This is a genomic window from Mangrovimonas yunxiaonensis, from assembly GCF_000733475.1.
In the GTDB taxonomy this organism is placed as follows: Bacteria; Bacteroidota; Bacteroidia; order Flavobacteriales; family Flavobacteriaceae; genus Mangrovimonas; species Mangrovimonas yunxiaonensis.
On the sequence record NZ_JPFK01000005.1, the window covers coordinates 498,975 to 520,580 of the forward strand.

At 40.1% G+C, this 21,606-nt stretch carries 14 protein-coding genes; 10 read left to right on the plus strand and 4 right to left on the minus strand.

The window, feature by feature from the left end; all coding sequences use genetic code 11:
* Positions 1-52 precede the first annotated feature (52 nt).
* Both IA57_RS06345 and IA57_RS06350 read right to left on the minus strand, forming a co-directional pair.
* Entirely contained in the window at positions 53-445 is a 393-nt protein-coding gene (locus IA57_RS06345; protein ID WP_036120783.1) for a hypothetical protein, read from the minus strand.
* Positions 446-501: 56 nt separating this feature from the next.
* The gene (locus IA57_RS06350; protein WP_036120787.1) at positions 502-3,936 is read right to left on the minus strand and encodes a hypothetical protein; all 3,435 of its coding nucleotides are present in this window, start codon (positions 3,934-3,936) and stop codon (positions 502-504) included.
* A gap of 124 nt (positions 3,937-4,060) precedes the next feature.
* On the opposite strand from IA57_RS06350, the gene IA57_RS06355 reads away from it, so the two are divergent.
* The 6 genes from IA57_RS06355 (at position 4,061) to IA57_RS06380 (ending at position 15,733) form a co-directional block, all read left to right on the plus strand.
* Complete coding sequence (locus tag IA57_RS06355) at positions 4,061-4,825, plus strand: exodeoxyribonuclease III (RefSeq protein ID WP_036120789.1); 765 nt, start codon at positions 4,061-4,063, stop codon at positions 4,823-4,825.
* Between the two features lie 17 nt (positions 4,826-4,842).
* On the plus strand, positions 4,843-5,802 hold the full coding sequence (locus IA57_RS06360; RefSeq protein WP_036121377.1) for an OmpA/MotB family protein: 960 nt from the start codon (positions 4,843-4,845) through the stop codon (positions 5,800-5,802).
* A 56-nt stretch (positions 5,803-5,858) separates the two neighbouring features.
* The gene (locus IA57_RS06365; protein ID WP_036121379.1) at positions 5,859-6,896 is read left to right on the plus strand and encodes an aldo/keto reductase; all 1,038 of its coding nucleotides are present in this window, start codon (positions 5,859-5,861) and stop codon (positions 6,894-6,896) included.
* A 199-nt stretch (positions 6,897-7,095) separates the two neighbouring features.
* Positions 7,096-12,864 carry a fibronectin type III domain-containing protein gene (locus IA57_RS06370; RefSeq protein ID WP_036120792.1) on the plus strand — a complete coding sequence of 1,923 codons (5,769 nt, stop codon included), beginning with the start codon at positions 7,096-7,098 and terminating at the stop codon, positions 12,862-12,864.
* A gap of 25 nt (positions 12,865-12,889) precedes the next feature.
* On the plus strand, positions 12,890-13,804 hold the full coding sequence (locus IA57_RS06375) for a PorP/SprF family type IX secretion system membrane protein (RefSeq protein WP_036120795.1): 915 nt from the start codon (positions 12,890-12,892) through the stop codon (positions 13,802-13,804).
* 21 nt (positions 13,805-13,825) lie between these two features.
* Positions 13,826-15,733, plus strand: coding sequence for an OmpA family protein (locus IA57_RS06380; protein ID WP_036120798.1), 1,908 nt, complete (start codon positions 13,826-13,828; stop codon positions 15,731-15,733).
* 55 nt (positions 15,734-15,788) lie between these two features.
* On the opposite strand, the gene IA57_RS06385 is transcribed toward IA57_RS06380, so the two are convergent.
* A complete protein-coding gene (locus IA57_RS06385) occupies positions 15,789-17,330 on the minus strand; it encodes an Rne/Rng family ribonuclease (protein ID WP_036120801.1) in 1,542 nt (513 codons plus the stop codon).
* 348 nt (positions 17,331-17,678) lie between these two features.
* The gene (locus IA57_RS06390; protein ID WP_160171684.1) at positions 17,679-18,026 is read right to left on the minus strand and encodes an HU family DNA-binding protein; all 348 of its coding nucleotides are present in this window, start codon (positions 18,024-18,026) and stop codon (positions 17,679-17,681) included.
* Positions 18,027-18,106: 80 nt separating this feature from the next.
* Between IA57_RS06390 and mutY the strand changes: the two genes are divergently transcribed.
* From mutY to gldD, 4 genes are all read left to right on the plus strand, one after another.
* On the plus strand, positions 18,107-19,138 hold the full coding sequence (mutY, locus tag IA57_RS06395; RefSeq protein WP_036120807.1) for an A/G-specific adenine glycosylase: 1,032 nt from the start codon (positions 18,107-18,109) through the stop codon (positions 19,136-19,138).
* Positions 19,139-19,227: 89 nt separating this feature from the next.
* The gene (locus tag IA57_RS06400; protein WP_036120809.1) at positions 19,228-19,671 is read left to right on the plus strand and encodes a single-stranded DNA-binding protein; all 444 of its coding nucleotides are present in this window, start codon (positions 19,228-19,230) and stop codon (positions 19,669-19,671) included.
* A gap of 37 nt (positions 19,672-19,708) precedes the next feature.
* Positions 19,709-21,013 (plus strand): gliding motility-associated protein GldE, encoded by a 1,305-nt coding sequence (locus IA57_RS06405; protein ID WP_036120811.1) that lies wholly within the window; start codon positions 19,709-19,711, stop codon positions 21,011-21,013.
* A 3-nt stretch (positions 21,014-21,016) separates the two neighbouring features.
* Complete coding sequence (gldD, locus tag IA57_RS06410) at positions 21,017-21,601, plus strand: gliding motility lipoprotein GldD (protein WP_036120814.1); 585 nt, start codon at positions 21,017-21,019, stop codon at positions 21,599-21,601.
* Positions 21,602-21,606 lie beyond the last annotated feature (5 nt).

Below are 21,606 nucleotides of genomic sequence, written 5' to 3' on the forward strand. Positions count from 1 at the left end.
TTTTTAATCCACCATTCCCCTAGGAAAGGCGTACGTTAAAACGAAAAATAAATTATGCTAGTTGCGGGGGTTGAAAAACGCTGGGCTTTTCGAAAAGCGAAGAAGACTCTTTGTAGAAAAAGTTGAACGGTATTTTTAAAAACGTTGCCGTGCTAATGTTGAAATGATTGGCCTGTATGGTAAACGGGTTGCTAAAGTGGTGGCAACATTGGCTGTCGTGGCCAAAAGGAAGGTTGTCGTGATTGTTGGTGTCGTCATGGTTATGAGCAATTTCGGTGTTGCCATAATGTTCCTGTAAGAACTGGTAAAAGGAATCACCATAGGTTTTCTTGTGGTATTGGGCGTGCTCAAAAAGATTGCCCAGCTTAGAAAAATCCTCTAAGCTAATGTTAAAACTCTGTACAAGTATTAACAACGAAAACGTTATGGAGAACAACTTGCTCATAAAAACACAAAGCTACAAAAAAATGCCATGCTAAAATATGATAAAAGTTATAAGCCCTAAAAATACGCTTTTAGCTGGATGTTCCCGGTGTGTATTACGCGGCTGGTTTCGCTTTTTCTGCCCAGATAATTTAAATTCAAGTCCAGATATTTGGTAATCTTTTTTTGTGCCAAAAGGCTCCAAGTAAAATTGGTGCCCGGTTGCAGGCCTTCCAGCATTTGGTAGGCTACTGGGGTATTGTTGTCGCCAGAAAAGGTGTTCGAAAAATAATTAAACTCGCCGTTTAAGGCAATTTTTTCGGTGTTGGCGTAAGAAAAAGAAACGCCATAGCGTTGTTGCGATAGGGTTTCTAGGCTACCAATGGTATTTTCTTTATGGCTGTATTGGTAAAAAACATCAAATTGGGCGTTGTCGTTAAACAAATAAGAGAGTTTGGGGTAAATATCCACTTCATCTAGGTTAAAGTTTTTACTGCTAAAATTCTCGCTAGAGCTCTTGTTATTGTTGTAGGCTTCTTCCAAATTAAACAGCCAGCTTTTGGCAAATTTATGGGTAAACTGTAGTTTGTGGCTTATAAGGGCATTTTCAAGGCGCCCAACGCTAAGGGTGTTTTTGGTGTTGTTTTGTAGGTAGGTGTACGATGTGGTGTAGCGTTGTTTGCCACGATTAAAGAAGAGCACATGCCTAAAGTTAGACTGCAGCCCCAGTTCGTTTTCGGGGTCGCCCTTAAAGGGGTTTAAATTAAACTGGTTGCCTTGGCGGCGCTGCTTTCGGTCAACCAGGTACGAGGTCTGGCTATAAAAGCGCGAGATTACGTTTAAAAACCCATTATTGGCTGTAGACCATTGCTGCGGATTAAACGTTAAGTTTAAACTTAAGCGGTTTTGATGCGTTTTTATGTACACCTGGTTAGGAAGTAAGACCCTAATGTATTTTCCCTGATCCTGAAATTGGGCCACTTCAAATTCCTCTAGCTCCTGAATGCCGTTTTGGTTGTAGTCTATCCAGGTGTAAGCGCCCTGCCCGGGTTCTACTTCAACAAAGGTATAATCTTGTTGCGGGAGGGTTCCAGAGTTGGTTTCGTAGGAGGTGTTAAAAAATATAAGTTGCCTGAACAAACGCTGACTAAACTGTAACCTGGAGTTTATCGCGTGTTCGTCTTCTAAAGTGTCATCGTCGTGTTTTAGGGTTCTGTAATTGGCGTAAAGCGATAAATTGGTAGCTTGGTTTTTAATAAGTCGTGAGTCTAAATAATAGGTATTCGATGTGTTTACTTTTTGCAATTGGTTGTTTTGTAGGCTGTCGTTTACTCGAAACTTATAGCCCATTTCAACAAAAACATCGGTGCTGTCGCCAATGCCGGTAAACAGGTCGGCCGATTTGTAACGTTGGCTTAAGGGGGTGTATTGGTTTGTTGTTTTTTCCTTTTGTTCGTTGTCTTCAAGAGCTAATCTTGTTCCGGCCCAAGCCTTGTTAAAGCTATAGGTTACACGATTGTAGCTGCGTAAAAATGTTGAGGTGTTTGTGGTTGAAGATGCGTTTAGGAAACTAGTGGCCGATACAATGTGCCAACGGTTTAAGCGTAAATTGGTGTTAAGCACATGGCGGCTGCCATTAAAGTTTTCAGAATAATTTAAGTGTTCAAACTGGTATTCAGCAATCCCTTTTTTATGATGAAATGCTTGCAGCCCTGATTTTAAAAGGGTTTGATTCCCGAAACTGGTAGCCAAATAGCTGTCTGACGCTTGATCCAGATTCCAATCGCGATTAAACTCGGCATTGTAAATACGCTGAATGGATGTAAAGTTTTTATTGATGTAATTGGTGGCAACAACGGCATTTAAATTCCAAAGACTGTCTTTTTTTAGTAGGGCTTGGTTGACTTCTAGTTTCGCGGCATAGCCGTCGTTATCCTCATCGTTTATGGTAGAAAATAGGTTTAAGTCGTTTTTGCTGCCGGCAATTTCAAACGCAATATTGGTTTTTTGGGTGGGTTTATAATCGCCATTTAAAACGGCTATTTGTAGTTTTGTTGGTGCGGCAAGGCGCACAAGGGGGGCGTAATTTCCCTGGGGTATGCCATTTACAGGTGCCACATATTCGTAAATATTGGCTATGGCATTGCTGTTGCTTATAATATAGTCGCCTTGGTTATCGCCAACCAAAGAGAACTGAACGCTAAACAGTTGGTCGTCTGGGTTGTTTGAAAAGACAAATACTTCTTGGCCATTTAGGAGTTCTTTTCGGTATAAAATGCGGTTTTCGTTGTAGTTTTCGGGGGTGCTAGAGGGCGCAAACATTTGGGTTTGGTCGTCGCCGGCTTGAGCGAGGATGTCTATTTGTTCGGTTGATAGGTTTTGTTGTAACGGATTGTTCTTAGAGTCGTTTTCGCTGTATACGGCAATGCCCAAGTTAAGGTTGTTGCTTTGGTAGCGGCCACCACCAAAAACAACCAGTCGGGAATAATTGCGTTCGCTATATTGGTAATCGACTGTTACGCGCATTTCCGAAGTGACTGGAAAGGTTGGGTTAAAAATAATTTCGCCTGCATTATAATCAATAATATAATCGTTGTTTTCACCACGCTCTAAAGCAATACCGTTTACGTAAACCGTTTCGCTTCCAGAAACAATAAGCACAAAGAGCTCTTGGTTTGGGCCGCGAAGTTTATAGGGGCCTTGGTTGCCTTCTTGCGCAGTAAACTGGCTGGTGGTAAACTGTCCGCGCACCAAAGCGCCCGAGGCAAAAAGGTTGGTGTTGGAGTTGTTGTGGTTAAGGCGTCCCTGCACATGTAAGCCCTGTACCCGCTTAGAAAAATTTGCAAAATAACTATGCGGGTTTGTTAGGTCGATATCGCCGGCACGAATTTTCCAATTGGCACTAAAGAGTTCTACAAAAACCTGATCAAATTCATCTAAACGTTGCGAATACCCGCTTTCTTGCAACGGAATATTGGCGTCTTGTATAGAAGCTCTAATGGAGATGTTGTTGTTAAGCTTGCCGGTAATTTGTAGATCCAATTCGCTGTTCAGGACCGAATTTTGGTTGTTGCCAATAACAATGCCCCTAGAAATACTACCAGAAGTGGTTAGCCCGTCAAAAGGAGTAAATGTTTTTTTCTCGCTAGGTTGGGAAAATCGATAGAGTTTTTCAAGATTGCCGCTGCGGGCTACAATAATGCTGTCGTCTAGTTGTTTGTAGGTTTTGGTTAAAAAACGGGGGTAGGTTAAATAATCGATAATTAAGGTGTCGCTGGCAATGGGTTTTTTTAGGTTAAGTGTGGCATTGGTAAAATTTACGGTGTAGTAGCTTTCGTCTACATAAGTGCCTGTTTTGGTTTTAAGGCTAAAAAAGTTCGGGTTTATGCTCACGCTATCAATTACCACACTATCCCTAACGGCAACGCGTTTGGTTTTGTAGTTGCTGTTGGTGTCTTGGGCAAAAGCGCCAAGCGTTATAAGGCAGGTAATAAGTGGTAATAACCCTTTCATTAACAGTAAAACATAATAACGTTAAAAATATTTTGTTGAAACGAGTTGTTAAAAGCACATTAATTTAGTGGTGTAAAAGTAACGCATTATTTATTTTAGCTGAAATTCTTAAAAAATCATTCTTTTGAAAATAATTTCATACAATGTAAATGGCATTCGTGCAGCGGTAAAAAAAGGCTTTGTCGATTGGTTAAAAGCGGCTAACCCCGATGTGATATGCATTCAGGAAATAAAAGCCTTAAAAGAGCAGGTAGAAGTGGCGCTTTTTGAAGAAGCTGGTTATCAGTATCATTATTGGTTTTCAGCAGAAAAAAAAGGTTATAGCGGGGTGGCTATTTTATGTAAAGAGGAGCCAAATCATGTTGAATACGGAACCGGTATACCATCTATGGATGCCGAGGGGCGTAACCTTAGGGTAGATTTTGATGGCGTCTCTATTATGAGTTTGTATCTACCTTCTGGAACCAATATAGCACGCTTGGAGCACAAATTGGAATACATGGCCATGTTTCAGGCGTATGTAAACGAGTTAAAACAAGCGTATCCAAATCTGGTTATTTGCGGCGATTATAATATTTGCCACGAAGCCATAGATATTCACGATCCAGTTAGAAACAAAAATGTGTCTGGGTTTTTACCTGTTGAGCGGGAATGGCTGGGGAATTTTATCGCTAGTGGTTTTATCGATTCCTTTAGGCATTTTAATAAAGATCCGCATCACTACAGCTGGTGGAGTTATCGCGCCAATGCCCGGGCTAACAACAAAGGGTGGCGTATAGATTATGCCATGGTAGCAAAACCTTTACAAGAAAACCTTAAACGCGGCGTTATACTACCTGAAGCAAAACACAGCGACCATTGTCCTATAATGGTAGAAATAGAACCTTAAAAAACGACTATATTACTATGAAAAAACAACTGGCAACCTCTTTATTGGGAATAGCACTGGCAACCTCTTGCGTATCGCCAAAGGTATATAAAGACCTGGAGAGTAAGTACGCGACCTTAAAGAAGGAGAACAAAGCACTTGCAGAAGAAAATGAAACGCTGCAGCATAAAAACACGGCAACAGAAAACGAGCTATCACAACTTCAGCAAGCGTATCAAGAAGCCATAGCAGAACGCGACCAATACCAGCAGGATTACAATGCTGCAAAAAGCAACCTCGATAACCTTAAGGCGTCATACGAAGCGTTAGAGAAAAACAGTTCGGCGGCCATTGCCAAGAACGCACAAAAAAACCGCGAGCTTTTAGCTCAGTTAGAGGCTAAGGAAGCAGCTTTGGAAGCCGAGAATTCCAGACTGGAAAAACTTAAGCAGGCCTTAGAGGACAGGTCTAACCGCGTGGCAGAATTAGAGCGTGTCATTGCGGCTAAAGACCAAGCCATGTCGCAATTAAAAGATGCCATTTCGAGAGCCTTAACCGATTTTGAAGGGAAGGGGTTAACCGTAGAGCAGCGAAACGGAAAAGTTTACGTGTCTATGGAAAATAAACTGTTGTTCCAGTCTGGAAGCTGGGCTGTAGGGACCAACGGAAAGCGAGCGGTTAAACAATTAGGAGATGTGTTGGCCGATAACCCAGAAATAGATATCCTTATAGAAGGGCATACCGATAACGTGCCGTATTCTGGGCGGGGGCAATTAAGCAATAACTGGGATCTGTCTACCAAAAGAGCGACGGCCATTGTTAATATTTTAAGGGAAAACCCTAGTATTAATCCTAGTAGCCTAACAGCCGCCGGGCGTGGTGAGTTTGCGCCAATAGCGAGCAATGAGACGGCAGAAGGGCGTGCTAAAAACAGACGTATCGAGGTGGTTTTAACCCCAAAACTCGATGAGATTTCCAAGCTGTTAAACGATCTATAATAATAACATGCTTTAAGGCGCATCAAAAAAAAGAGATGCGCCTTTTTTTAATGCTTATGAAATATACCACATTACCACATACCGATATAAAAGTTAGTAAAATATGTTTGGGAACCATGACCTGGGGAAACCAGAATACCCAGCAAGAAGGTTTCGAGCAAATGAATTTTGCCTTGGATCAAGGTGTGAATTTTTTTGATACGGCAGAGCTGTACCCCGTGCCTGCATGTGCAGAAACCTATGCAGAAACCGAACGTATTATTGGGCAATGGTTTCAAGAAACAAATAATAGGGATAAGGTAGTTCTGGCCACCAAAATAGCCGGTAATGGCGATTATACATCGCATATAAGAACCAATGGGTTTTCAAAAGAAGCTTTGCACGATGCGGTTAACAACAGCCTTAAGCGGTTAAAAACCGATTATATAGACTTGTATCAATTGCACTGGCCAGAGCGGCAGACCAATACGTTTGGAGTGCGCGATTTTAAGTACAATTCCAACGACGCCTGGCAGGATAATTTTAAGGCGGTGTTAGAAACGCTTCAAGATATTGTTAAATCGGGAAAAATTAGGCAAGTGGGGATTTCCAACGAAAAAGCGTGGGGAGCAATGCGCTATCTGGAAGATGCTAAAAAATACAACTTGCCAAGAATGGTAACCATTCAAAACCCGTATTCGCTTTTAAACAGGACGTTTGAAGGTGATTTGGCCGAAGTTTCCATGAGGGAGAATATGGGCCTGTTGGCGTACTCACCAATGGGGTTTGGGGTGCTTTCTGGGAAATATATACAGGGCACCGATACTGCCAAGTCCAGACTTAACATGTTTTCAAGATATAGTAGGTATAGTAGTGCTCAGGCAACTAAAGCAACAAAAGGCTATTTGAAAGTGGCTAAAAATCATGGTCTTAAGCTGTCGCAAATGGCTTTAGCCTTTGTTAATCAGCAGTCTTTTTTAACCAGTAATATTATAGGTGCCACAAGCATAGACCAGTTAAAAGAAAATATAGAAAGCATCGCGTTAGAATTATCGGCAGAGGTGTTAAGTGAAATAAATTTAGTACACGCTCAGACCCCTAATCCTGCACCTTAAAGAAAAGCCCTATTCGTTTTGTCGAATAAAACAGCATTTCATCTATTAACTTTGTGTTAAGGTAATCTTACCATTGTTTTTTTCTAATTTTAGGAATTCAAATTTTATTGAAGTACACTTAAAGTAATCTAGCAATATTGTTGGATTATCATTAAGGTATTATTTAAAAAAAACCATAATAACTAACGTATTCTTAAAAATGAAAAAAATTACATCTTTACTATGTTTTAGTATTGTCTTTTTAGCTTCATTTTCAGTTTTCTCTCAATTTTCGTTTCCTGCTGATGCAGGGCCTTACACGGTAGCCAATGGCACTCCGGTAACGATTAATGTCAACGACGCAGGGAATTCTGGAGGTGTAACAGCGGGACTTTACGACAGTTTTACTGTAACGGCAGATTGGGTTAGCATTAGTAATGCTTGGGACAGTGAGGCCGGCTTAACCGTAACGACTACTGCCGGTACGGTGGTGATTGATTCGCCAACTTCTGAGACGGATGATAGTGGTGCTATGACCACAATTGAGTTTTCTGGAGACTTTTCGGGGCTTTACGACCCCTCGGTTGATGGCGCCTTAGATATTGTTATGAACCAATCTTGGTCGGGGTCTTCTGCCGAATGGTCTAACATTCAAGTAACCCTGCATTTGCAGCCTACTTGTCCAGAGCCTTCTAATATTGTGACCAATGTAATTGCCACTAACTCTGTAGAGTTGGCTTGGAATTTAGGTGGTTCGGAAGGCCTATGGGATGTTGAGGTGGTAACAGCCGGAACACCGGCCACAGGAACGCCTACAGAAACGGGGGTGTCTAACCCGCATACGGTTGGTGGCTTAACAGCGGCTACCGATTACGAATTTTATGTGAGAGCCGATTGTGGTGCCGTAGATGGCGCTAGTGAATGGGTAGGGCCTTTTGCGTTTACCACGGCATGCGATGTGTTTACAGCGCCTTTTGTAGAGCCTTTTGATGATAGTTCAACACCTAACTGCTGGACAGAGGCTGGAGACGAGAGCTGGATTTACAGTTTAGGTGGTGATTATGATGCTGGAGATGCTGGAGATAATACTTCAGGTGGCGGTACCAACTACGCCTGGATTGATGGGTCTGGAACAGCAAATACCGTTAGCACATTAACAACACCTTTAGTAGATGTGTCGCCATTAATAGAACCAGCATTATTGTTTTCAGTTTTCAGTGAAAACAGCGACGATGGAACTTACAATACCATAGATGTAGAATTTTATGATGGTGCTGCTTGGAATGATGTGTTTTCACTTCAAGGGGCGTCTGGTGGATGGCAAGATGTGGCTATAGATCTTACGACATACAATGTTACTGGTGCTGTGCAAGCTAGGTTTACTATTAATACCAATAGCACAGGAGATGCATTTTATAATGATATACTGCTAGATGATGTTGGGTTTAACGAAGCACCTACATGTTTTAAGCCTATTGGTTTAACAGCAACCGTGCTTTCTGCAAATTCAGTAGAGTTTGGATGGACAGCAGCTGGTTCAGAAGCGTCTTGGAATATAGAGGTGGTGCCAGCTGGAACGCCTCCAACGGGGACGCCAACCGAAACAGGGGTGTCTAACCCACATACGGTTAATGGCTTAACAGCTGTTACGGCCTATGATTTTTATGTGCAAGCAGATTGTGGCGCCGTTGATGGTGTTAGCGAATGGGCAGGGGCAGTAAGCGTTACAACACTATGTGATGTTTATGTGCCAGATTACCTAGAAGATTTTACAACCATTCCAGCCGATTGTTGGGATGAAGCCGATGCAGGAGATCCTACTACTGGCCCTCAAAACTTAGGAGGCGGTTCATGGACGGCAGACGGTTACCTTAATAACGGGACTACAGGAGCCTTTAAAATTAACCTTTATACTACAGGTAAGAGCGATTGGATTCTTTCCCCGCAAATTGATTTAACAGGTGGGCCATTTCAGGTAGAATTTGATTTTGCCGTATTAGATTGGGCTACCACAGATACGCCGGGAGCTTTAGATAGTGATGATCAAGTGCAATTTTTAATGTCTAACGATGGAGGTGCCACTTGGACAGCATTACAAACATGGGATAATACAGCTACTTTTACAGCGACAGGTACACATTATACCTTCGACTTGACGGCTAATAGTGGTGATATTGTTCAATTTGGTGTTTGGGCTTCTGAAGGAGCAACTAGTGGTTCTGTAGACGTTGATGTGTTTTTCGATAACTTTAGAGTGCGAGAAATTCCTACTTGTCCAGAGCCATCACAACTAGCTGTAAATGCTACTACACCAAACTCTGCCGAGTTAAGTTGGGTGCAGACGGGTACTGTTTCAGCTTGGAATATAGAAGTGGTGCCTGCAGGCACACCAGCCACAGGCACACCAACCGAAACAGGAGTGTCTAACCCACATACCGTTAATGGCTTAACAGCAGCTACCGATTACGAATTTTACGTACAAGCCGATTGTGGCGCCGTTGATGGCGCAAGTACATGGGTAGGGCCTTTTGCGTTTACCACGGCATGCGATGTGTTTACAGCGCCTTTTGTAGAGCCTTTTGATGATAGCTCAACACCAAACTGCTGGACAGAGTCTGGAGATGAAAGTTGGATTTATGATACTAATGGAGGTTATGCCGCTGCAAATGCAGGAGACAATACTGTTGGCGGAGGCACCAATTACGCATGGATAGATGGATCAGGGACAGCAAATACAATTAGTATACTAACAACACCTTTAATAGATGTATCGCCATTAACAACACCTGCATTATTCTTTTCAATTTTTAGTGAAAATGAAGACGATGGAACCTATAATACAATTGATGTAGAATTTTATGATGGAGCAGCATGGACTAATGTTTATACACTTCAAGGATCATCAGGCGGATGGAATGATATGATTATTGACCTGTCTACATATACAATTACAGGACCAGTACAAGCTAGGTTTACAGTTAATACAAACAGTCCAGGTTCTGCATTTTATAACGATATTTTAGTAGATGATGTTGGGTTTAACGAAGCCCCTACCTGTTTTAAACCAATAAATTTAACAGCTACTGTATTATCTTATACATCTGTTGAAGTAAGCTGGACTGCCGTTGGGCCTGAAGGTTCGTGGAATATTGAATACGGACCATCTGGCTTTGTTCCTGGAACAGGCGCTGGAACGGTTGTAAATGGAGTAACGAACCCTTATCAAATTTCAGGATTAGATGCCAATACAAATTACGATTTTTATGTACAGGCCGATTGTGGTGCTGTAGATGGTGTTAGTGAGTGGGCTGGAACCGGATCTTTCTTTACAGGATATTGCGAGTCTGTGCCAACAAGTAACGACGGGAACGGTGTGGGCAATGTACAAATTGTAACAACAGATTTCCCGAGTTTTGGCGATGTAACCTATGAAGACCATACGGCTACACCAGTAGATGCCTTTGCAGGCATATTAACCAATGTTCAAATTACCTTTGTAACTGGGATTCCTTACGATGCCAACATTTGGATAGACTTTAACGACAACTTTATTTTTGAAGCCTCAGAATTGGTTTATTCTGGAGAGTCTGCAGGTCAAAACCCAACCACATTAAATGCGTCTTTTACCATGCCGGCAACAGCACCTCTTGGGCAACATGCCATGAGAATAGGGACAGCAGATTTTGGGCAGTCAACACCAGATCCATGTTATTCAGGATCTTGGGGTGTGACATTGGACTTTATGTTAAATATTCAACAATTATCATGTACGTTGCCAGAAGCCACCTTTACTATGATTGAAGATTGTGATAATGGGCAGGTCTTTGTCGAAGTTGATGTAACCAGTGTAGGTGATGCAACGAGTTTGTTAATTTCAAATAACGTAGACGCTTCATTAGAGCAACAAATAACAGATGTAGGAACGTACCAAATTGGACCTTTTGCCCTAGATCAAAGTATTACCATGTCTCTAATTAATGAGCAAAATACCGATTGTACAATTATTAGTCAGTCATTCTTGTCATCTTGTCCAACCTACTGTTTAGATGCGTTGCCTATTTGTGCGAGCGATTTGGTATATCCAAGTATTGTTGGTGACCAAGTAGCGCCAGATTATTTAGATTACGGATGTTTGGGCTCACAACCAGACCCACAATGGAACTCTATATATTTTGATCAAGCAGGGGATTATCAATTCTCGTTAAACCAAAACACACAACCAGATGGTTCTGGAACTGGTTTAGATATTGATTTTATTGTATGGGGGCCATTTAATAGTCAAGATGGAGCTTGTTTCCAGTTGTTGCCAGAAACCCAAGCGGATTGTAGTTATTCTGCTACTGCAGAAGAAACCATAAACCTTAATGGGGTGCAAGCTGGAGATGTATTCATTATATTAATAACCAACTATTCACAACAAAATGGATATTACACCTTTACACAGGATTCTGGACCTACAGATGGAACAAACTGTAGCGTAGTATGTGATGTGGTTATAGAAGAAGTAGGCGGCATAGACGTAACAGCTACCGATACAGTTGATTTTTGTGGTGAAACAAGTGTGACCATAGAAGCCAGCTCGCCTTATGCTGATGAATTTGATTGGTATGTAAACGGCTTTTATCAAGCTACAACAACAACACCTACCTTCGAGGCTACAACCTCAGGTCAGTACTTTGTTATTTCTAGAGGCGATGTGTGCGATGGAAATTACCAATCTGAAATGCTTACTATAAACCTATACGATGATACTGGCTTTGCAGTGCAACCTGATGATATGACCGTATGTGATGCAGATGGGTTTGCCGACTTTGATTTAGAGTCTCAAACAGCTCAAATTTTAGACGGTCAATCTGATACAGATTTTTCAGTAACATACTATGCTACCTTAGTAGAAGCAGAAGCTGGAGATAACTCAGTGGCACTTACATCACCTTATACCAATACAGATAATCCACAAACTATTTATGTAAGAGTAGAGGATATTGACGCTGTAAATACAGGTTCTGATTGTTATACCATAGTTCAGTTCTCTCTTGTTGTAACATTAGAAGATGATCCGTCATTTACACTAAATGCTACTTGCGATGGCGCTACAGCCACAGTAACAGGTACTACAGGCGGAACATTTGCCTTTAGCCCTGAACCTGGAGATGATGCAGTAATAAACGTCCAAACAGGTGAAATTACAGGCGGCACACCAGGAAGCTCTTATACCGTAGTTTATACCACAGCAGGAAACTGCCCTATGTCTTCAACGCAAACAGTAACGGCGCTACCAGCCGAGGATGCGTCATTTACCATGACACCAACTTGCGACGGTGCAACAGCAACTGTAACAGGAGATGCAGGTGGAACGTTCACAACAAGCGATAACATAGATGTTGACCCTGTTACTGGTGAGGTTACAGGAGGCGAATATGGCGCACAGTATACCGTAACGTATACCACGGCGGGTAATTGTCCAACAGCTGCGACACAAACATTCACAGTATTGCCTTTCGAAGATGCATCGTTTATGATGACACCAGATGTATGTGGTGCCATAGCAACTGTTATGGGCGATGAAGGTGGTGAATTTGCCTTTGCAAATGCACCAACAGACAGTGCCGTTATTAATAGTGAAACAGGACAAATAACCGAAGGAAGTGTGGGTGCTACTTACCAAGTAATGTATACCACCAACGGGCCTTGTCCGCAATATGATGTTGTTAGTGTAACAGTAGAAGTGTGTGCGTTCCCAGAGGTTATAACACCTAACGGAGATGCGTACAACCAAGCATTTGATTTGTCTGGATACAACGTTCAAAGCCTTGAAATATTTAACAGGCATGGCGTTAAAATTTTCAGCAAGCAAAACTACACTAACGAGTTTGAAGGTATTTCAGATGATGGTGAAGAGTTGCCAACAGGAACATACTACTATGTTGTTAAATATCAAGGAAACCAGGTTAAAACCGCTTGGTTATATATTAACAGAGAGAAGTAAACCAACAAACAACTAAAATATTATAATGAAAAAACTATATATAATAATCGTAACAGTTTTGCTTGCATGGCAAGCACAAGCACAGCAAGATCCACAATATACGCAGTATATGTATAACATGAATGTCGTAAATCCTGCTTATGCTGGATCTGTAGAAGATGCTATTTCCATAGGCGCGTTATATAGAAGTCAATGGGTTGGTTTAGATGGGGCTCCTAAAACAGGAACCCTCTCTCTCCACTCTCCTGTTGGTAGGCGTGTAGGTTTGGGACTTTCATTTATTAACGATGAAATAGGTCCTGTAAGTGAAAACAATGTGTATGCAGATTTCTCATACACATTGCCTCTTGGAGGCGAGCATAAGTTGGCCTTTGGAGTTAAAGCCGGAGCAACGTTTCACGACATTGGGTTAACAAGTCTTCAAGCAATAAATACGGGCGACCCTTTATTAGATGAAAACGTAAACGAAGTAACCCCTAACATCGGTGCAGGATTGTATTTGTATCAACCAAACAGATACTATGTGTCTTTGTCTATGCCTAACATGTTAAATTCGGTGCACTTAGATACCAATGGCCGTAAAATAGGGTCGGAAGTACAGCACTTTTTTGCAGCAGCAGGTTATGTATTTGGTTTGTCTGACAACTTTAAGTTAAAACCACATGCGTTTCTTAAAGCGGCTGTAGATGCACCAGTGAGTTTCGACGTTAATGCCAACCTTTTTATGTACGACCTAGTTGAAGTAGGTGTAGGGTACCGCTTAGAAGACTCTTTTAGTGGCATGATTAACTTTTTAATCACTCCAAACTTAAGAGTAGGGTACGCTTACGATAACATTCAGTCTGATTTGGATGTAGTGACGTCTTCTTCACATGAAATTTTCATCAATTTTGATATTAATCTGTCGAAGAAAGTATCGCGTTCACCACGTTACTTCTAATAACTACTTAAGCTAAACATTATGAGAAAAATTAAAATATTTATCACATTAATATTAATGAGTAGTTTAAGTGTAACTGCTCAAAATAAAGATACTCGCGAGGCCGACAAGTATTTTTCTGAATACGCGTTTGTTGAGGCCATAGACGCTTACAATAAGTTGGTTGAAAAGGGAAAAGCAGATAGCTATGTATATGCCCAATTAGCAGAAGCCAATTACAACATTTTCAATACAGAAGAAGCCGAAAAATGGTACGCCAAAACTTTAGAGGGTACTGGCGATCAAGACGCCGAAACCATTTATAAGTACGCCCAAATGCTTAGAGCGAACGGCAAATATGATGCGGCCAATACTTGGATGTCCAAATTTGCGAAAATGGCACCAAAAGACGACAGAGCGAAAGCATTTGTCTCTAACCCAGATTATGTTTCTGGAATTTTAAATGCCAAACAAGCTTACGAGGTATCAGAATTGGATATCAACTCTGATGTAACCGATTTTGGTGGAACCATTCAAGATGGGGTGCTTTACTTTTCATCTGCAAGAAACAATGCTAGACGTGATTACGGCTGGAATGAAGAGCCATTTTTAGACGTTTATCAAGTAGACATGTCGATGGCCGATGGTGAAGTATCAGAGCCTGTAAAGGTTTCTGGCGACATCAATACCAGATACCACGAAGGCCTAGTGTCTTTTAGTCCAGATGGCAATACCATGTATTTTTCGAGAGAAAGCTTCTTTGAAGGCGTTTACGAGAAAAGTACTGATAGCAGAACTAAAATAAGCTACCTGTATTTATACAAAGCTACCAAGCAAGGCGAGCAATGGGGCAATGTGCAATTGCTTCCGTTTAATGGCGAGGATTACTCGGTTAAAAATGCATCGGTAAGCAAAGATGGTAAGACGCTTTATTTTGCGTCGGATATGTCTGGTGGCGTAGGTCAATACGATATTTATAAAGTGGCCATAAATGATGATGGCTCTTATGGAACCGTAGAAAACTTAGGCGATAAGGTAAATACTGCAGGCCAAGAAATGTTTCCTTTTTCAAGCGATAACGGAACACTTTACTTTTCTTCAACAGGTCATTTAGGACTAGGAGGATTAGATGTGTTTTATGTAGATGCGTCTGGGAAAGTTCAAAATATGGGAAGACCAGTTAATAGCAAGTCTGACGATTTAGCATTTTCTATAAACGAAGATTCTGGCGAAGGGTTTGTATCGTCTAACAGAAGTGGAGGCTTAGGCAGCGACGATATTTATGCTGTTAAGCGTTTAAAGCCGTGTAATGTAGATTTAACGGTTGTAGTTGTTGATGCTGATACCAACAACCCAATATCTGGTGCCGATGTTATTATTGCAGATGCAACAGGACGTGTTGTTTCAACAGGAAAGGCAAACAGCAATGGCGAGGTTTCTTACACTTTGCCTTGTGGCGACACTTTAGAAATTGCAGCTAAATACGAGCAGTACGAAAGCAATAAAGTAACCTTTGGTGGTAGCGAGAAAGAACAAGATATCTTTCAGGTTAACTTAAAACCAATAGACAAGATTATTGTGAAGGATAGAGTGGTGCTTAACCCAATTTTCTTCGAGTTTGACAAGGCAAACATCACTTCGCAAGGAGCGTTTGAATTGGATAAGCTTGTAGCGGTTATGAAAAAATATCCGGATATGGTTATTTCTGCAGAATCGCATACCGATAACAGAGGGTCTAAGCGTTACAACGAGCAATTGTCTGAAAGACGTGCACAATCAACCGTGCAGTACGTTATTTCTAAGGGCATAGAAGCTTCTAGAATTTCTGGTGTAGGTAAAGGTGAGAACGAACCTAAAGTAGATTGTGGTTCGAACTGTACAGAAGAGCAGCATCAAGATAACAGAAGATCGGAATTTATTATTGTTAGTGGTGGGCCTTCCCAAGACTAACTACCTAATGGTATAAAAAACAAAAAGCCTTACTAAAAATAGTAAGGCTTTTTTGTTATTTAATTTCGTCGCCATTTTTATCGTAAAAATGGTATTCGAGATATGTGTAAGCATCTCTTGGTAAAACTTTAACCCATTTTTTGTGCTCAAAAAACCATTTCGAGCGTATAGATGGAAAGCCTTTAGTTAAAAAGGCTGCTATAAAAGGATGTGTGTTTAGAGTCACCTTTTTATAGTCTTTTTTAAATAATTGCTCAAGGTCTTGGGTGATTTTTTGTACTAATACAATGGGTGCTTCAATTTCAGAACCATTCCCGTTAGGATTTATTTCCCGGGTTTTAATATTCATTTCTGGTCTAACACGTTGTCTTGTAATTTGTATCAACCCAAATTTGCTTGGAGGCAAAATTTTGTGTTTGGCTCTATCGTCTTTCATTTCGTTTCTCAAATGATTGTAGAGCGCTTTTCTGTTGTCAGCTTTGGTCATATCAATAAAATCAACCACAATAATGCCGCCCATGTCACGCAAGCGTAGTTGTCGTGCCATTTCTGTAGCGGCTATAAGGTTAACTTCTAGTGCTGTATCTTCTTGCGATTTGGCTTTATTAGAGCGATTGCCGCTATTTACGTCTACAACGTGCATGGCTTCGGTATGCTCTATAACCAGATAGGCGCCTTTTGCCATCGATACAGTTTTCCCAAATGAGGTTTTAATTTGGCGTTCGATGCCAAATTTTTCGAATATGGGAACATTAGATTGATATAACTTAACTATAGATTCTTTTTTTGGTGCAATTTCCTGCACGTAATCTTTAATTTGAATATAAAGCGCTTCATCATCCACATGAATGCTTGTAAAGGTGTCGTTAAAAATGTCTCGTAGGATAGACGAGGCTTTGTTTAACTCTCCCAAAACTTTAGTTGGATGGTTGGCTTTATGCAATTTTTTACACATGGCGTTCCAACGCCCCATAAGGTTGTGTAAATCTTTGTCTAATTCGGCCACTTTTTTGCCTTTGGCTACAGTGCGTACAATAATTCCGAAGCCTGGAGGCGTAATACTCTTTACTAGTCGTTTTAAACGTTCTTTTTCCTCTTTATCTTCAATCTTTTGCGAGATGGAGATGCGGTTGGAAAAAGGGACTAGAACAATGTATCTGCCTGCTATAGAAAGTTCCGAGCTAATGCGCGGCCCTTTTGTGGAAATAGGCTCTTTTACTACTTGTACTAAAATAGACTGGTTTGATTTTAAGACGTCACTAATTTTACCGTCTTTATCGATTTCTTTTTCAAATGGAAAGTTTTTTAAAGAAAAATCTTTTAGTTTTCCTGTGCTTACACGTTTGGTGAATTTTACAAGTGAAGATAACTTTGGGCCTAGGTCGTGATAATGTAAAAAGCCATCCTTTTGGTAGCCTACATTTACAAAAGCAGCATTTAAGCCTGGAATAACCTTTCTTATTTTGGCTATAAACACATCGCCAACCGAAAAGTTATTATTATCCTCATCCTTATGTAATTCAATTAGTTTTCCATCTTTTAATAAGGCAAAATCAACATGGTCTGAATTAGATCTGATAATTAATTCTTTATCCATTTTGTTAATTTTTATCCATACGGTTTAGCTATAAACCAATTGTTTAAGCACATTAGCTTATAGCTAAAATTGTACAGATGGATTAAACATTTTTTTTCACAGGATGTAATATCCGTGGGGTTTTAACGGCGTAAGGTAAGCGCCATTTTAAACAAAACCCGTTTTCAAAGAACTTGTTATGTAAAACCAAAAAAGTAGTTAATAAACTACTTTTTACGGTTATTTTTTCTTTTTATGACGATTTGCGCGTCTTCTCTTCTTACGCTTATGCGTAGCTACCTTGTGTCTTTTACGTTTTTTACCACTTGGCATAGGTCACTTTTGTTTAAATTAATACTGTGTTTTTTATTATTTTACTTCAACGTTAGCTTTTACACCTTCTAAAAATATTTTAGCCGGTTTAAATGCTGGAATGTTGTGAGCAGGTATTTTTATGGTTGTGTTTTTAGAAATATTACGACCAGTTTTTTCAGCTCTAGTTTTAACTATAAAACTTCCAAAACCTCTTAAATACACATTGTCTCCGCTTTCTAAAGAGGTCTTTACTTCGTCCATGAAAGTTTCAACAGTTGCTTGTACATCGCCTTTTTCTATTCCTAATTTTTCGGAAATCTTTGCTACTAAATCTGCCTTAGTCATCTTTATAATATTTTGTATTGTTACTATTAATAATAAAAGGGTTGCAAATATAGTCATTTAAAATTCAATTCTTCAAACCTAAATAACTAAAATTTAACATTATAAACGTTTATTTTTGCGGGTAGTATATTTTTTATATGACATTTACAGAAAATTTAACATCTTGGTACTCAGTAAATAAGCGTGATTTTCCTTGGCGAAATACCACGGATCCTTACCGTATTTGGCTTTCAGAAATTATTTTACAACAAACACAAATTAAGCAAGGGTTGCCTTATTATCAGGCTTTTGTAAAGCGATTTCCAAAAGTTTACGATCTGGCGCAGGCCTCGCAAGACGATGTTTTAAAATTGTGGCAAGGCTTGGGCTACTATTCTAGAGCAAGAAACTTACACGAAACAGCCAAACACGTTGCTTTCGAGCTGGATGGGGTTTTTCCAACAAGCTATAGCGAACTGCTAAAATTAAAAGGGGTTGGCGATTATACCGCTAGTGCCATAGCCTCGATATGTTTTAACGAGCCAAAAGCGGTGTTGGATGGGAATGTTTATCGCGTACTTTCCAGATATTTTGGTGTCGATGCTCCTATTAATACTACTAGCGGGTTTAAGGTGTTTAGAGCTCTGGCACAGGATAATTTAGATGTTCAAAACCCCGCGATGTATAATCAAGCGATTATGGATTTTGGCGCAACACAGTGCACGCCCAAAAAAGCAGCGTGTAATACTTGTCCTCTAATAACAGCTTGCACTGCTTATAGCACGGGAACGGTTAGTGAGCTGCCGGTTAAAATAAAAGCAAAAAAACCTAAAAACCGGTATTTTAATTTTTTGGTCTACCTGTCAAAGGATAAAAAAACAATTGTCGAGCAGCGCAAAGCTAACGGCATTTGGAAGCACCTGTATCAGTTTCCTCTTATCGAGTCGGAAAAGGCATTGCCTTATAATGCTTTAAAAGATAGGTTGGATAGCGAATTAAAAGTAGATTTCGACCTTAGGCTTTACAACAAACAGGACGTTGTACATAAGCTTTCCCACCAACATTTGCACACCAAATTTTGGATAATAGATTTAAACCAGTTGCCGCAAAAAGGCATTTCGATAGCGCAATTAAGCCACTATGCGGTTCCCGTTGTTATAGAAAACTTTATAAAGGATTTTAACTTTTAGAATATGATGTTGCCTCACAAATTTTTACTAATTTTAAAGAAATGTAAAGCAAAAGCGTAATTTTGCTTTTTTAAAACGAGAAAAAGACGATGTCAGGAACATTAAATAAGGTTATGCTAATTGGGCATTTGGGCGATGATGTAAAAATGCATTACTTCGATGGTGGCGGATGCATAGGGCGTTTTCCCTTGGCAACCAACGAAACCTATACAAACAAACAAACAAACGAACGTGTTACCAATACCGAATGGCATAACATTGTAGTTAGAAATAAAGCTGCCGAAATTTGTGAAAAATACTTAAGTAAAGGCGATCGTATATATGTGGAGGGAAGAATAAAAACCCGTAAATGGACAGACGATAGCGGTAACGAAAGGTATGCAACAGAAATACAATGTACAGATTTTACCTTTTTAACCACAAAGAACGAAAGCGGAAACAGCCAACAGCCACAGCAGTCAGCGCCAAAAAAACTGGATGACAATAAAAACACATCAATAGATAATCAAGATGGTGATGATTTGCCGTTTTAATCAAACCCTTTAGATTTGTTTAATTAATCCCATAATATTGGACACAGAACCTCCCAGTTATTTAGCCCTAGCGCTTTCCATAGATTACACCATTATCGTTGGGTTTCTTTTATTGCTGCTTTTATTGGTAAGCTCAGCCTTGATTTCAGGTGCAGAAGTAGCCTTTTTTTCATTGACAAAATCTGATATCGATAAAGGTCTTGAAGAAAATCCCAGCCGGATAAAAATTATTTCAAGCCTTTTAGAAAGTCCCAAAAAGTTATTGGCAACCATGTTAATCGCTAATAACTTTGTAAACATTGCTATCGTTATTCTATTTGCTTTTTTAGGCGAATTTCTGTTTAAAGGCATTGTTGTTTATTGGTTAAGGTTTGTAGTAGAGGTTATTGTAGTAACGTTTTTTATCTTGCTTTTTGGCGAGATTTTGCCAAAAATATACGCCAGCCGGAACAATTTAAAGTTTGCGTATTTAATGGCCTATCCCTTGCGGGTTTTAACGGTGGTTTTTTCGCCTTTAAGTGTGCCCATGCGCAGCATTACCTTAAACATTCAAAAACGTTTAGGCAAGCAAAAATCTAATTTAAGCATCGACCAATTATCGCAAGCTTTAGAGTTAACAAACGAGGAAGAAACCTCTACAGAAGAACATAAAATATTACAAGGCATAGTGTCGTTTGGAAATACCGATGCCAAACAGGTTATGCAACCAAGAATAGATATTTTTGCGCTTAACATCAATCAGGAGTATCAAGAAATTATCCCTAGTATTATTGCGAATGGATATTCCAGAATACCGGTTTTTGAAGACAATGTCGATAATATTAAAGGCGTTTTGTACGTTAAGGATCTATTGCCCCATATAGATAAAAGTAATTTTAACTGGACCACACTATTAAGGGCGCCTTTTTTTGTGCCCGAGAACAAGAAACTAGACGATTTAATGGTCGAGTTTCAAGAAAAGAAGGTGCACTTAGCCATTGTTGTAGATGAGTACGGAGGCACATCGGGAGTTATTTCGTTAGAAGATATTATAGAGGAAATAGTAGGCGATATAAGCGATGAGTTTGATGATGAGGATTTGATTTACTCCAAACTGGATAAAAATAATTATGTTTTTGAAGGGAAAACCCAACTCAAGGACTTTTATAAGATTGTTAAAATAAAAGACACAGCAGCTTTCGAAGCAAAAAAAGGCGAAGCCGAGACCGTAGCGGGCTTTGTTCTTGAAATTTCAGGAAGTTTTCCCAAGCTTGGAAGCAAAGTGTATTTTAACAATTTTATTTTTAGCATAGAATCATTGGATAAAAAGCGTATAAAGCGCATAAAAGTTACCATACCTTAAAAGATGAAGAAAGCGAGCTTTTTAGGATTAATTTCAGCCTTAATGTTGTTGAGTTGTGGCGAAGACCCCTTGCCTAAACCCAAGGCATACCTAAGGTTAGACTATCCCGAGCCAAAGTACAATACTTCTAAGTTAGATTTGCCCTTAACCTTCGAAATGAATGAGTTGGTCTCTAAAAAGGAGGTGAGGCTTTTAGAGGGCGAAACCCAAACATGGGGTGTAAACCTAGATTACCAAAAGCTGCAAGGCACCATTTACCTAACCTATAAAAGTATAGCCCAAGATAAAGACAGACTGATAACCTTTTTAAGGGACGCCCAAAAATTTACGCAAGAACATACCAGAAAGGCCGATGAGATTGTCGAGCAGCCATACATAAACCCAGAGCGAAACGTATACGGAATGCTGTATGAGGTTGGAGGTAATGCTGCATCGCAGTCGCAGTTTTATGTTACCGATAGCTTAAACCACTTTTTAACAGGGTCGTTGTATTTTTATGCCAAGCCAAATTACGATTCTATCCTGCCTGCGGCAAAGTATCTGGAAAATGATATAAAACGGATTATGGAGTCGGTTAAGTGGAAATAAAAAAG